We start from the raw sequence: 13,502 nt of genomic DNA, 5'->3' as shown, positions 1-13,502 counted from the left end.
TCGCCTATCGCCCGCCATTGCACATCCGTCAAAACCGCCGACAGGGCTTTGGATCAAAAGTTCAGACAGTCTTTGTATCGTCATCGAGACGCCATCACTTTGCCACCGCCCTGTCATAAACGATCGCGATACTGGCGCCAGTTTTTAGAGCGTCGGGTTCTACCCGGCCACTGTTTTCCGTCCATCAATGGTCGGTTGTGTCCCGGATGGCTCAGTCATCCCCTTACATCTTCGGAGATTGATATGCGTCTTGCTTCCACGAAAACTGCGGCGGTCCTGTGTGGCGGTCTGCTGCTGGCCATGAGTGTTCCGGCCAGCGCCGCAGTCGACGCCAAACTGCTCGACATGCTTAAGGCAAACGGCTCGATTACCAACGCGCAATACGGCGAACTGCAAGCCGAGCTGGCCAGGGATCAGAAAGATCAGCAAATCGCCCGTCAGGCTCAGCAAGAGACCAACGAGCAAATCGCGGCAACCGCGAAGAAAACCAATGAACTGAGCACCTTCGACCAGAAACTGGCCTGGGCCGCCAAGACCCAATTCAAGGGCGACGTGCGTTTCCGTCAGGAGACGGTCAAGAACGATGGCGTTTCCAACAACCGCGACCAGGATCGTCAACGCGTTCGTGCCCGCCTGGGTGCTTACACCGAGATCAACCCGCAAGTCGACACCGGTATCCGTATCGCCACCGGTAACAACGACGACGCGCGTTCCACCAACCAGAGCCTGGACAACTACTTCGACAAGAAGTCGATCTGGCTGGACCAGGGTTACGTCGACTACCACCCTACTGCCATCAAGAACCTGCACTTCGTTGGCGGCAAGATGCCACAGCAATGGGTGAGCATGGGCGACATCATCTGGGATAGCGACATCAGCCCTGAAGGCCTGGCGCTCACCTACAAATACCCGCTGGGCGCGAGCACCGAGCTGTTCGGTAGCGCCGGCCACTACACCCTCAAGGACAACGTCGACGGCGACGGTGTGCAGTTCAAGCACGACTTGCGTCTGTACGCCGGCCAGTTGGGCGCGCGCTTCGCCCTTACCGACAACCTGAAACTGACCCTGGGCGGCAGCGTCTACGGCTACGACAACGACGACGACATCACCGCAGGCGGCACCAGCATTCCATCCGTGCTGGCCACCAACGGCAACACCCCGAACGAGCAATTCAAACTGTACGAAGGCTTTGGTCAGATCGACATCACCGGCCTGCCACTGCCGCTCTCGTTCTACGGTCAGTACGTCAACAACAAAGATGCCAGCAACGATCAGGATTCTGCCTGGCTGGCCGGTGTAAAGACCAAGTTCTACGGCTTCGCGGTGGACTACAACTATCGCGACGTACAGCGTAACGCGGTGGTCGGTGCGTTCACCGACTCTGACTTCGCCAACGGTTTCACCGGTTCGCGTGGCAGCAAGTTGAAAGTGAGTTATGAGCTGGACAAGAACTTCGCCCTGGGCGCGACGTACTTCATGGCTAACTCTGACTACACCAACGCCAACCTCAAGGATTCGGACATCAACACCCTGCAACTGGACGCCGAAGCCAAGTTCTAAGCAGTACCGTTGCACGCCTCAGGTCATGGATGCTTGAGGCGCTTTACAGTCTGGCGTGGATGGATCGATCCCCATCATCCGTTCGATGCATCCACGCCGGCCTGCTTCTCTTCCGCGCAGTGCCCCACGAAACTTACGGAATGTTCTTGCGACGCTCCGCAGCGAGACGTTCGGCGAGTGCATCGACTTCCGGCATTGCCTCCTCCGGCAAGACGCGCAGCGTCGCCTGCATCAGCCGCATCTGACGAATGAACCGCCGGCAATTAGGGCAGAACATTAAATGATGCCGCACCATCAACTTCTCCCGAAAGCTCAACTGGCCATCGAGATAATCACTGGAACGTGCCACTTGTTCCTTACAGGTCAGCATTCACCGGTTTCCTCAAAATGCTCTACGGTCGCAAAGACCTTCAACCGTGCCCGATGCAGCAGCACGCGAACATTGGAGAGCGAGAGTTCCAGAAGATTACAGATCTCTTCCAGTTCCAGGCCCTGACGTTCGCGCAGCAGCAACACGCTGCTTTGCAGTTCCGACAGGCTGAGCAAGGTGTGTTCGAGGCATTCGCGCAGCTCGTTTTCGGTGAGCAACGCCTCTGGGGTGTCCTGGTGCCAGGCGAATGGCGCCACCAGCCAATGGCCATCGCCGGGCGAAAAACGATCATCATCGATCGTGCCATGGGGCGATGGAAGGTCATCGAGCAGCACTTCGCGACGGTTCTGCTTGTATCGCCCTTTCGCCGCATTGGCGGTGATGGTCAGCAACCAGGTCTTGAGGCTCGATCGCGCCTCGAACTTGCTCAGGTTGCGCACGACTGACAGCCACGCGTCCTGCACCACTTCGTCGGCATGCCGACTGCCGACAATCGCATAAGCCACCGCGCGCATGGGGCTCTGGTAGGTGCTGACTAAGTCTTTGAAGGCCTGTTGCTCACCTGCCAGCAATCGTTCCAGCAGTTGCGCGTCATCCACTGCCATTCACCAATCCCCTTGTCCTGACCTCGAAAATGAATCAGCAGGACTTCACCGTAGGCAAAGTCCTGCTGTCATTTGCGAAAAATTACAGCGTCCTGCCTGTTTCGACTGTAGGAAAAGCCGCCGCGAACCCGAGGAAAGAACCACAGCCGTGGCGCCTCAACGTTTGCGCAAAATCACGCTGCCAATCGAGTAACCCGCGCCGAACGAGCTGAGCACGGCCAGGGAACCGGCGGGCAGATCGTCCTGATGTTTGTGAAACGAAATCACCGAACCGGCGGAACTGGTGTTGGCGTAGGTGTCGAGAATCACCGGTGCTTCTTCTTCCGTGGCTTCGCGGCCCAGCAGTTTCTTGACGATCAGGTGGTTCATGCTGAGGTTGGCCTGGTGCAACCAGAAACGCTTCACGTCGCTGACGTTGAGCTTGTTCTCTTCCAGGTGGGTAGCGATCAGCTCGGCCACCATCGGGCAAACGTCGCGGAACACCTTGCGGCCTTCCTGCACGAACAGTTTGTCCTTGGCCCCGATGCCCTCTTCCGCCGCGCGGTTGAGGAAGCCGAAGTTGTTGCGGATGTTGTTGGAGAACTTGGTCAGCAGCTTGGTGCTGACCACGTCGAACTGATGCTTGGACGTCGCCAGGTCGGCCCGCTCGATGATTACCGCAGTGGCCGCGTCACCAAAGATGAAGTGGCTGTCGCGGTCGCGGAAGTTCAGGTGACCGGTGCAGACTTCCGGGTTGACCATCAGGATCGCCCGGGCCTGGCCCAGTTGCACGCTGTTGGCGGCGGCCTGGATGCCGAAGGTTGCCGAGGAGCAGGCCACGTTCATGTCGAAACCGAAACCCTGGATGCCCAGCGCTTCCTGGACTTCGATGGCGATGGCCGGGTAGGCGCGCTGCAGGTTGGAGCAGGCAACAATGACGCCGTCGATGTCGGCGGCGGTTTTGCCCGCACGTTGCAAGGCTTGTTCAGCTGCGCCGATGGCCATTTGGCAAAGCACCGACCACTCGTCGTTGGAACGCTCAGGCAGACGCGGTGCCATGCGTTGCGGGTCGAGGATGCCGTCCTTGTCCATGACAAAGCGGCTTTTGATGCCGGACGCTTTTTCGATGAACGCAGCGCTGGATTCGGTCAACGCTTCGACGTCGCCACGGGCGATGGCATCGGCGTTATCGGCGTTGAATTGCGCGACGTAAGCGTTGAAAGACTGCACCAGCTCTTCATTGGAGATGCTGTTGGCCGGGGTGTACAGGCCGGTGCCGCTGATGACGACGTTATGCATGGTCGTTTCTCTAATCTGTTCAGGCAGAAAGCGTTGGCACCGACGTACCAACACATAAAGGCTCTGCTCCCGTCACGGGAAGCACACCTGGCAACGCTTTATTCCGATCCGCCCGAACCTGTAAAGGCTCAAAACCGCGGGACCGGCGTTTATAGGCGCGAAGTTTGCCATAAACATTGGGTTTTGGCCCTATTTGCTGGATCAAACACCCACCGCAGACACAACGCATTACCGTAGGAGCCAGGCTTGCCGGCGAAGGCGTCCTTATGACCGCCTTCGCCGGCAAGCCTGGCTCCTACAAAAAGCCCTAGGGTTCTACCTGGGTCCATTGCTTGTTCAGGCGCTTGTCGGAGATCGGCACCCTGGTCCCCAGTTGCTGGGCGAACAGCGAAACCCGGTATTCCTCCAGCCACCAGCGATAAAGCTCCAGCTGCGGATCGCGTTTACCTTCCTGGACGTGCTTGTTGGCGCGGGTCTGGTATTGAGCCCAGAGACCAGACAGTTCGCCACTCCAGACCCGATCCCTCTGCACCTGAGCGCCGATTTTCTCGAAGCGCTGCTCGACCGCTTTCAGGTAACGCGGCAGCTCCTTGAGCCACTGCATCGGCGTTTCCCGGACAAACCCCGGATACACCAAATGGCTGAGCTGCTGCTTGATGTCATTCAGGGCCACCGCTTGTGCCAGGTCGATCTTGCCCTTGAAGCGTTTTTGCAGACCGTGCCAGTGTTTCAGAATCTCCAGCGTCAATTTGGCCAGACGCTCGGCATGCTCGGTCCAGCCACCGCGTTTACGCTCCGCCAACGCCGCCAGACCCGCACCATCCCGGGGCAACGGGTCTTCGCCGTCGAGAATGCAGCTGTCGAGGCTGGCCAGCAGAATGTCTTCCACCAGACTGTCGATACGCCCCATGTCGCGGTACATCAGGCCCAGTTCGGTCAGCCCCGGCAACTTGCCGCGCAGGAACTTCGCCGGCTCAGCCAGTTGCTGCATCAACAGACGCTGCAAGGCGCGGCGATGCTGGAACTCGGCTTCGGCCGGCGTGGAGAAACGCCCTTCCTTAACTGTGCCGCTCTCTTCCACCAGCGCCGGATACACCGTCATCGACAGTCCGGCGATTTTCTGTTGAGTCTTTTCGGCGACAGCGGCGAACACCTTCGCCTCCACCGGCTGCTGGTTTTTCGCGGTTTGCGGCACGGCCAACGCGGCCTGACTGGCCTCAGCAAAACGTGCGGTCAGCTCGGCCAGATCTCGCCCTTCGCCGAGGAACTTGCCCTGGCCATCGACGATTTCCAGGTTCATCCGCAGATGACTGTCGACCTGTTGCTCCGCTTCCGCCCAGGCTTCATCGCTGACCCGCGCGCCCGTCATGCGTAGCAGTTCGCGACCCAACGCCTGAGGCAACGAGCCGTCGGCGAAGGTCATGCGCTGCAATGCAGCTTTGACGAAGTCCGGCACCGGCACGAAATTCTTGCGCAGGGCCTTGGGCAGGTTGCGCACCAGCGCGATGCACTTGGCCTCGATCACGCCCGGCACCAGCCATTCCAGACGCTCCGGCGGCAACATCGGCAACAGCGGCGCCGGCACGCGCAGGGTCACGCCGTCGCGTGGATGATTCGGCTCGAAGTGGTAACTGAGGGCCAGTTCCAGATCGCCGATGTGCAAGGTGTCCGGGTAATGCAACGCGGTGACTTCACTGGCCTCACGGGCCAGCACGTCTTCTTCGCGCATGATCAGCAGCTGCGGGTCTTTCTGGCTAGTGACCCGATACCAGCTGTCGAAGGTCGCGGTCTGGTGAATCTCCGCCGGCAATCGCGCATCGTAGAAGGCGAACAGGGTCTCTTCGTCGGCCAGAATGTCGCGACGGCGAGCCTTGGCTTCCAGTTCGTCGAGCTGTTCCAGCAGTTGCTGGTTGGCCGTCAGGCACTTGGCTTTGGATTGGATCTCGCCCCGCACCAGGCCTTCGCGAATGAAAAACTCACGGGACACCACCGGGTCGATCGGACCGTAATGCACCGGCCGGCGACCGACCACGATCAACCCGAACAGGGTGATCTGCTCGAAGGCCACGACCTGTCCGCGCTTCTCCTCCCAGTGCGGTTCGAAGTGGTTTTTCTTGATCAGGTGCCCGGCCAGCGGCTCGATCCAGTCAGAGTCGATCTTGGCCACCATGCGCGCGTAGAGCTTGGTGGTTTCCACCAGTTCGGCGGTCATCAGCCATTGCGGGCGCTTCTTGCCCAGCCCGGATGACGGGTGAATCCAGAAGCGGCGCTGACGGGCACCGAGGTAATCGCCTTCATCGGTCTTCTGGCCGATCTGGCTGAGCAGGCCCGAGAGCACGGCTTTGTGCAGTTTCGGGTAATCCGCCGGCTCTTTGTTGAGGCTGAGCTGCATGTCGCGGCAGATCAGGCTCAGTTGGCGGTGAGAATCGCGCCATTCGCGCAGGCGCAGGTAATTGAGGAAATTCTTGCGGCACCAGTTGCGCAGCGGGCTCGCCGTCAGCGCCTGGCGCTGTTCTTCAAAACCACGCCACAGATTGACCAGCCCGGCGAAGTCCGAGTCCACGTCTTTCCATTGTGCGTGGGCCTGATCCGCCGCTTGCTGACGCTCCGGCGGACGTTCGCGCGGGTCTTGAATCGACATGGCGCTGGCGACGATCAGCACTTCCTGAAGGCTGCCGAGTTTGGCCGCTTCCAGCAGCATGCGGCCCATGCGCGGGTCCACCGGAAGGCGCGCCAACTGGCGGCCGAGCGGGGTCAGCTGACTGTTGCGGTCCACCGCCGAGAGTTCTTGCAGCAGGTTGAAACCATCGCTGATGGCCTTGCCATCCGGCGGCTCGATAAACGGGAAGTCGGTGATCTCGCCGAGGCGCAGATGCAGCATCTGCAGGATCACCGCCGCGAGGTTGGTCCGCAGGATTTCAGGGTCGGTAAATTCCGGGCGACCGATGAAATCTTCTTCGCCGTACAAGCGGATGCAGATGCCCGGCTCGACCCGTCCGCAACGGCCTTTACGCTGGTTGGCGCTGGCCTGGGAAATGGCTTCGATGGGCAGCCGCTGCACCTTGGCGCGGTAGCTGTAACGGCTGATGCGGGCGGTGCCGCTGTCGATCACGTAGCGAATGCCCGGCACCGTCAGCGAGGTTTCGGCGACGTTGGTCGCCAGCACTACGCGACGGCCAGGGTGTGACTGGAAAATCCGCTGCTGTTCGGCCGGCGACAACCGCGCGTACAACGGCAGAATCTCGGTGTGCTTGAGCTGGGCCTTGCGCAGCATGTCGGCGGCGTCGCGAATCTCGCGCTCGCCGGGCAGGAACACCAGCACATCACCGGGGCTCTTGCGCTCGCTGCGCTCGAACGCGGCGATTTCGTCGAGGGTGGCGAGGATCGCCTGATCCACGGTCAAGTCGTCCTCGACGCGGTTGCCCTCCTCGTCCTGCTCCAGAGTCAGCGGGCGATACCAGGTTTCCACCGGGAAGGTGCGACCAGAGACTTCGACAATCGGCGCATCGTCGAAGTGCTTGGAGAAGCGCTCCAGGTCGATGGTCGCCGACGTGATGATGACTTTCAGGTCCGGACGACGCGGCAGCAGGGTTTTCAGGTAACCGAGCAGGAAGTCGATGTTCAGGCTGCGCTCGTGGGCTTCGTCGACGATGATCGTGTCGTAGCGTTCGAGGTAGCGGTCGTTCTGGGTTTCCGCCAGCAGGATGCCGTCAGTCATCAGCTTGATCAGGGTGTTGGAATCGCTCTGGTCTTCGAACCGCACCTGATAGCCGACCAGCGCGCCCAACGGCGTCGCCAGTTCTTCGGCAACGCGGCTTGCCACGCTACGTGCAGCGATTCGACGCGGCTGGGTGTGGCCGATCAGGCCATGCTGGCCGCGACCGATTTCCAGGCAGATCTTCGGCAACTGGGTGGTTTTACCCGAACCGGTCTCGCCGGCAATGATCAACACCTGATGCTTGAGCAGCGCCTCTTTGATTTCATCGCGCTTGGCGGCGATCGGCAAACTGTCGTCGTAACGAATCACCGGCAGGCTGGCGCGCCGCGCCAACACCTGGTCACAGGACGCCTGCATGCGCGTCACCCACTGGGCCAGCTTGGCCTCGTCAGGTTTCTTGCGCAGCTCAAGCAACTGCCGCCGCAGCCGGTGGCGGTCGGCGAGCATGGCGTGATCGAGGTTTTTCAGCAGTTTGTCGATGGAAGGCGATTCGTCAGTCATCAGGTACGCAAAAGTCGTCTAGTGGCGCAGGGGGGCGATTGTCGCAGATTTGCGGGGTGTTTGGCGTGTCAGTTGGGCCCCCAATCCCCTCACCCTAGCCCTCTCCCAGAGGGCGAGGGGACTGACCTATGTGACTTTCGAAAATTTGCGATCTGAGATATCGCGCCGAACTCAGGCGTCGAAAAGCATGAAGATCTGCTCCCTTTCCCCCTCTCCCCCGTGGGGAGAGGGCTGGGGTGAGGGGGTGGTTTTCAGCCGTTATTCGTTATCAAGGCCTTTTCGGCGGTAAGGGAACACGTCGATCACCTTGCCGGCGCGAATGGCTTCCTGGAGGCTTTTCCAGTAGTCGGCGTTGTACAACTCGCCATGCAACTGGTCAAACAGCTTCCTCTGCCCGGAATCGGCAAACAGGAACGGCGGAAACTCTTCAGGAAACACATCCAGCGGCCCGATCGAGTACCACGGCTCGGACGCCATCTCGTCTTCCGGTGTGCGCGGTTGCGGGATGTGACGGAAGTTGGCTTCGGTCAGAAAGCAGATCTCGTCATAGTCATAAAACACCACGCGACCGTGGCGGGTGACGCCGAAGTTCTTCAACAGCATATCGCCGGGAAAGATGTTCGCCGCCGCCAGTTGCTTGATCGCCAGACCGTAATCCTCCAGCGCCTCGCGCACCTGCGCCTCGTTGGCGTTTTCCAGGTACAGGTTCAGCGGCGTCATCCGCCGCTCGGTCCAGCAGTGACGGATCAGCACCGTGTCTCCTTCCACCGACACCGTGGACGCGGCCACCTCAAGCAGTTCTTCCAGGCAAGCCGGATCGAACTTGCTCAACGGGAAGCGGAAATCCGCGAACTCCTGGGTATCGGCCATGCGCCCGACGCGGTCGACACTTTTCACCAAACGGTATTTCTCGATCACCGTGGCGCGGTCGACGTTTTTCGACGGCGAGAACCGGTCCTTGATGATTTTGAAGACGGTGTTGAAACCCGGCAGCGTAAACACGCTCATCACCATGCCGCGCACACCCGGGGCCATGATGAATTGGTCGTCGGTGCTGGCCAGGTGATTGATCAGCGCCCGGTAAAACTCGGACTTGCCGTGTTTGTAGAAACCAATCGAGGTGTACAGCTCGGCAATGTGCTTGCCCGGCAGGATGCGCCGCAGGAAACCGATGAATTCCGCCGGCACCGGCACATCCACCATGAAATACGAACGGGTGAACGAGAAAATGATCGACACGTCCGCTTCATCGGTGATCAGCGCATCGATCTGGATGCCGCGACCTTCGAGGTGCAGCAGCGGAATCGCCAGCGGCCATTGCTCGTCGGTGGTGTAGATGCGCCCCACCAGGTACGCGCCCTTGTTGCGGTAGAGCACCGAGGAAAACAGTTCGACGCTCAACTCCGGGTCCTTGCACACCCAGTCCGGCAGGTTCTCGCGCAGTTGCGCTTCGAGGCGGCGCAAGTCGCCGGCCAGATCGGCGTAATCCTCGCTGAAGCTGTAATCGGCAAAAATGCTCGCGAGCATGCCGGACAACTGGCCCTGAGGCTTATAGGTCCGGGTTTGCGCAGCGCGGGCGCGGCGCAGGCTCGGCCGGGTGGTGTGAATGAACATGCAGCCGTCGCTGATCAGGTCATGGCTGAACAGCCCGCAGAAAATCGAGTTGTACCAGGTCTCGGACAGTTCATCGTCGAAACGCAGGTCGATCAGGGTGATGTAAGCGCTTTTGACCAGCGGCCAGCAACTGACGTCCAGCGTGTCGGCGTCAAACGCAATGCGCAGGCGGTCGACCGTTTCGCTGACTTTCTCTTCGTACAGATTGATCCGCGCGGCCGAGGCGATTTGCGCCTCCTGCCACTTGGCCTGCTCGAAGCGAGCCCGGGCGCCATCGGTGATCTGACGGAAATGCTCGCGGTAATCGTCAAAGCCATCGAGGATCATTCGGGCGATGTCGGCGGCTGGCCATTGCTGCGGCATGGTGAGACCTCTGCGGGAATTCGGGAGCCCTGAGCTTAGCCAGTGAACCGGGTGCAGGAGAAGCGTAATTTTCGGCTCGAGTTAAATGCTCGTTTTTCGGTTGCCATGGATAAGGCGCTCGGCAACACTCTCGTCCTCATCAAGGAAGGAATGCACCGTGAGCCCTGTCGATATTTTCCGTTTATTGTCGCTGGCAGCGATCTGGGGCGCGAGCTTTCTGTTCATGCGCATCATCGCCCCAGTGATTGGCACAATCCCCACGGCCTTTTTCCGCGTGTCGATTGCTGCCACCGGCTTGCTGGTGATCCTCGGCCTGATGCGTATCAGCTGGGATTTCAAAGGCAAACTGAAGACGGTGATGCTACTCGGCGTGATCAACTCCGGCATTCCGGCGACCCTCTATTCCGTAGCCGCCCAAGTGCTGCCGGCCGGTTACTCGGCGATTTTCAACGCCACCACGCCGCTGATGGGCGTGTTGATCGGCGGCCTGTTTTTCCATGAAAGACTGACCGCTGCCAAGCTTGGCGGCGTGTTCCTCGGGCTGCTCGGCGTTGGCGTCCTGACCCGTGCCGGTCCGGTGGCGTTCGACATGGAGTTGCTGATGGGCGCCGTTGCCTGCCTGCTCGCCACCACCTGTTATGGCTTTGCCGGGTTCCTGGCGCGCCGCTGGCTTGACCACGCGGGCGGTCTCGACAGTCGTCTTTCGGCGCTGGGCAGCATGCTCGGGGCGACGCTGTTCTTGCTGCCGTTGTTCGGCTACAGCGTGATCAGCCAGCCACCGGCAAGCTGGGGTGGCTGGAATGTCTGGTTGTCGTTGCTTGGGTTGGGGCTGGTGTGTACCGCGCTGGCGTACATCATTTACTTCCGTTTGCTCAGTTCGATCGGGCCGGTGAGGTCGATGACCACGACCTTCCTGATCCCGCCGTTCGGGGTGTTGTGGGGAGCGCTGTTGCTGGATGAGCCGTTGTCGATGGCGCATATCTATGGTGGGGTGTTGATTGCGGCGGCGTTGTGGCTGGTGTTGAAGCCTTCGGTGGTGAAGGCTGCCGGGGTGGCGGCCAAGTAGATTTTTGGTGAGGCTGATGACGTCATCGCGAGCAGGCTCACTCCCACATTGGATCTCCTGTGAACACAATTTCTGTGAACACCGAGGTTAAATGTGGGAGTGAGCCTGCTCGCGATGGTGCCAGCCCAGGCGCTACAAAGCCGACTGACTCACTTCCCCATCCACCAACCGCCGAATCCCCAGCGGATTGGCGTTCTGCAACGCCTCGGGCAGCAATGCATCCGGATAATTTTGGAAGCACACCGGCCGCAGAAACCGGTCAATCGCCAACGTCCCGACCGATGTCCCGCGCGAATCCGACGTCGCCGGATACGGCCCGCCATGCACCATCGCCTCACACACCTCGACCCCCGCGTCTGGCTGAGCATGCCCGTCACTTCGGCCAGCGCCACGTGGGAGGTCCAGAGGTTTTCTGCCCGGTGCTGGCCAAATAGAACAGGCCCGGAGCAACGTTCCAGGCCTTATCATTTTTACACTGTTTTACGGAACACGAAGACCAGACCGATGATGATCAGCAGCATGCCGAGCATGCTCAATGCCGCCAGCCGATTGCCAAAAATCAGGTAGTCCATCACCGCTGTCACGGCCGGCACCAAGTAAAACAGACTGGTGACATTCACCAGATTGCCCCGAGCGATCAAGCGGTACAGCAACAACGTTGCCAGTACCGACACCACCAAACCCATCCACAACACCGGCACGATAAAACCGCTGCTGTGTTCGAAATGAAACGGCTGAAACGGCACGAAGATCCCGCAGAGCAACAGCCCCGCGAGGTATTGCACCGGCAGCGTGCCGAGCGGGTTGTCGGTGATGCGTTTCTGCATGATCGAACCGAACGTCATGCTCGCCAGCGCCAACAAACCGAAAAGCATCCCGGCCAGTGACATACCGGCCAGACCGATGCCCTGATAAACCACCATGATCAACCCGGCCAAACCCAGCGCCAGACCAAACATCCTGCTGGCTGAACGCTGCCGTTCCATGATCACCACCGTAAGAATCGGCTGCACGCCCATGATGGTTGCCATCACACCCGGGGTGACTTTCAGGTCCAGGGCCAGCAGATAAAAAATCTGATAAGCCCCCAGCAACACCACACCCGTGGTCATCGCATACAGCATCGGCTTGCCGCCCTTGGGCAGTTTCAGCTTGAGCAACGGCACCAGCAGCATCAATCCGCACAAGGCGATGCCAAAGCGAATCAGCAAAAAGGCAAAGGGTGATGCGTGGGCCAGGCCCCATTTGGAGAAGATCGCCCCACTGCTCCACAGCAGAACGAACAGGCTCGTGGACGCCGCCGCGAGCGCGGATTTTTTCGAAAGGACAAACATGAATACCACCTGTAGTCAGGCAAAAAGCGAAGCCAGCCGAAGCTGAAATTCAGTAGTTTTTCAGGCGAAAGCTTTTTAGACGGGCATGGGAACAGCAGAAAAAGCTGATCAACCCGAGAAGCCAACGCCCGACGGTGATACGACTGCGTACACCGGCGTGCTACTGACAGGTGGGGGGTAATGACTGATCTGCGCAGGCTGCTGATTCCCGCACGGCATGACGCCAGCGTTGACCGCTGAATCGACTACCGCGTTGATGAGGGAAGCTGGCATGGGCTGATCTTTTTTGATGGGGTGGGCGGTGGGTTGGAGATCACCGAGCGCCGACTATAAACAGCGCGTGACATGGATTGCAATGACTTGGACAAAGGGCCAGTAAAGACAGCATGTGCGGCTCGATCTACCTTGGAGGGGAATACAAACGCCCGATAATGGGGACATGGAATGCAAGAGATCACATGCCAAGGGAACGGACTCAACTTCGATATCAGCTGCACAGATCCAGGGCACGAAAACTGGCCAATCTCTCTATAGCTGAGAAAGACGCCGTACTAGAGCCTGATAGCACTCGAAACAATGATTTAGAGGGCGTTCGATTCGAAGCGATCAATGCGGAGGCTTTAACTGCGTTCAGCCTCTGGGATGAACCACACTTTTCATGGAACGAGGTCATTGCCTGGAAGGCGAAAGAGCCCATGGCACTGGATCTGGCTATCTGGTTCGGCCCCGAACTATGTGGGTTGTGCTTTGCCAACCCCAACAACAGCCGACTTCGAGTCAGGATTGTCCGGCTGGAAGGGAAACCAGGCAGGCCCCGTCGCCTCAAGAACCGTATAGCCCCATTGGCCTTGATTGCGGTCGAACATTACGCACGAATCATCGGCAGCACGCTGATAGAAATTCAGGAACCGGCGGAAGGCGCGGTCCCTATTTATCAAAAACTCGGTTTCGAGTTCGACAACGAAGACCGTCTTGTGATGGCCATAGGGAGCGACTAGTATCGTGAGAACTGTTCAATTTGAGATCAAAAATGGAGGTAATATGCGAGCGCGCGTTAAAAAGTCTTCCGCCCAAAGTGAATCGCCCAAGGCAG

General features: G+C 59.5%; 10 protein-coding genes and 1 pseudogene. 3 read left to right on the top strand and 8 right to left on the bottom strand.

Annotated features, from left to right (window positions below):
• Nucleotides 1–243: 243 nt before the first annotated feature.
• The gene (locus tag ACYZTY_RS05955) at nt 244–1,560 is read left to right on the top strand and encodes a putative porin (protein ID WP_461957700.1); all 1,317 of its coding nucleotides are present in this window, start codon (nt 244–246) and stop codon (nt 1,558–1,560) included.
• 133 nt (nt 1,561–1,693) lie between these two features.
• Here the strand turns inward: ACYZTY_RS05955 and ACYZTY_RS05950 are convergent, their stop codons facing one another.
• The 5 genes from ACYZTY_RS05950 to aceK form a co-directional block, all read right to left on the bottom strand.
• Nucleotides 1,694–1,930, bottom strand: coding sequence for an anti-sigma factor family protein (locus ACYZTY_RS05950; protein WP_461957699.1), 237 nt, complete (start codon nt 1,928–1,930; stop codon nt 1,694–1,696).
• The gene (locus ACYZTY_RS05945) at nt 1,924–2,535 is read right to left on the bottom strand and encodes an RNA polymerase sigma factor (protein ID WP_461957698.1); all 612 of its coding nucleotides are present in this window, start codon (nt 2,533–2,535) and stop codon (nt 1,924–1,926) included. The genes ACYZTY_RS05950 and ACYZTY_RS05945 overlap by 7 nt, the downstream gene beginning before the upstream one ends.
• A 156-nt stretch (nt 2,536–2,691) precedes the next feature.
• Nucleotides 2,692–3,813 carry a beta-ketoacyl-ACP synthase III gene (locus tag ACYZTY_RS05940; protein ID WP_461957697.1) on the bottom strand — a complete coding sequence of 374 codons (1,122 nt, stop codon included), beginning with the start codon at nt 3,811–3,813 and terminating at the stop codon, nt 2,692–2,694.
• A 307-nt stretch (nt 3,814–4,120) separates the two neighbouring features.
• Nucleotides 4,121–8,032, bottom strand: a complete 3,912-nt coding sequence (gene hrpA / locus ACYZTY_RS05935; RefSeq protein WP_461957696.1) for an ATP-dependent RNA helicase HrpA — start codon at nt 8,030–8,032, stop codon at nt 4,121–4,123.
• 258 nt (nt 8,033–8,290) lie between these two features.
• Nucleotides 8,291–10,009, bottom strand: a complete 1,719-nt coding sequence (gene aceK / locus ACYZTY_RS05930; RefSeq protein ID WP_461957695.1) for a bifunctional isocitrate dehydrogenase kinase/phosphatase — start codon at nt 10,007–10,009, stop codon at nt 8,291–8,293.
• Nucleotides 10,010–10,166: 157 nt separating this feature from the next.
• Between aceK and ACYZTY_RS05925 the strand changes: the two genes are divergently transcribed.
• Nucleotides 10,167–11,075 (top strand): DMT family transporter, encoded by a 909-nt coding sequence (locus ACYZTY_RS05925; protein ID WP_461957694.1) that lies wholly within the window; start codon nt 10,167–10,169, stop codon nt 11,073–11,075.
• 132 nt (nt 11,076–11,207) lie between these two features.
• Here ACYZTY_RS05925 and ACYZTY_RS05920 read toward each other — a convergent pair.
• The 3 genes and pseudogenes from ACYZTY_RS05920 to ACYZTY_RS05910 form a co-directional block, all read right to left on the bottom strand.
• Nucleotides 11,208–11,426, bottom strand: a pseudogene (locus tag ACYZTY_RS05920) (aldehyde dehydrogenase (NADP(+))); the annotation flags it as partial.
• A 119-nt stretch (nt 11,427–11,545) separates the two neighbouring features.
• Nucleotides 11,546–12,409, bottom strand: a complete 864-nt coding sequence (locus ACYZTY_RS05915; RefSeq protein ID WP_461957693.1) for a DMT family transporter — start codon at nt 12,407–12,409, stop codon at nt 11,546–11,548.
• Nucleotides 12,410–12,517: 108 nt separating this feature from the next.
• Nucleotides 12,518–12,682, bottom strand: coding sequence for a hypothetical protein (locus ACYZTY_RS05910; RefSeq protein WP_461957692.1), 165 nt, complete (start codon nt 12,680–12,682; stop codon nt 12,518–12,520).
• Between the two features lie 422 nt (nt 12,683–13,104).
• Here ACYZTY_RS05910 and ACYZTY_RS05905 point away from each other — a divergent pair, with 422 nt between their 5' ends.
• Entirely contained in the window at nt 13,105–13,407 is a 303-nt protein-coding gene (locus tag ACYZTY_RS05905) for a hypothetical protein (protein WP_461957691.1), read from the top strand.
• Nucleotides 13,408–13,502 lie beyond the last annotated feature (95 nt).

The organism is Pseudomonas sp. LB1P83 (assembly GCF_054897885.1).
The sequence above is the reverse complement of the archived record's forward strand: the minus strand, read 5'-3'. Positions and strand labels throughout refer to the sequence as shown.

Coding starts and splice junctions, on each gene's coding strand:
- ACYZTY_RS05955 (WP_461957700.1), top strand. CDS start 244: ATGCGTCTTGCTTCCACGAAAACTGCGGCGGTCCTGTGTGGCGGTCTG.
- ACYZTY_RS05950 (WP_461957699.1), bottom strand. CDS start 1,930: ATGCTGACCTGTAAGGAACAAGTGGCACGTTCCAGTGATTATCTCGAT.
- ACYZTY_RS05945 (WP_461957698.1), bottom strand. CDS start 2,535: ATGGCAGTGGATGACGCGCAACTGCTGGAACGATTGCTGGCAGGTGAG.
- ACYZTY_RS05940 (WP_461957697.1), bottom strand. CDS start 3,813: ATGCATAACGTCGTCATCAGCGGCACCGGCCTGTACACCCCGGCCAAC.
- hrpA (WP_461957696.1), bottom strand. CDS start 8,032: ATGACTGACGAATCGCCTTCCATCGACAAACTGCTGAAAAACCTCGAT.
- aceK (WP_461957695.1), bottom strand. CDS start 10,009: ATGCCGCAGCAATGGCCAGCCGCCGACATCGCCCGAATGATCCTCGAT.
- ACYZTY_RS05915 (WP_461957693.1), bottom strand. CDS start 12,409: ATGTTTGTCCTTTCGAAAAAATCCGCGCTCGCGGCGGCGTCCACGAGC.
- ACYZTY_RS05910 (WP_461957692.1), bottom strand. CDS start 12,682: ATGCCAGCTTCCCTCATCAACGCGGTAGTCGATTCAGCGGTCAACGCT.
- ACYZTY_RS05905 (WP_461957691.1), top strand. CDS start 13,105: ATGGCACTGGATCTGGCTATCTGGTTCGGCCCCGAACTATGTGGGTTG.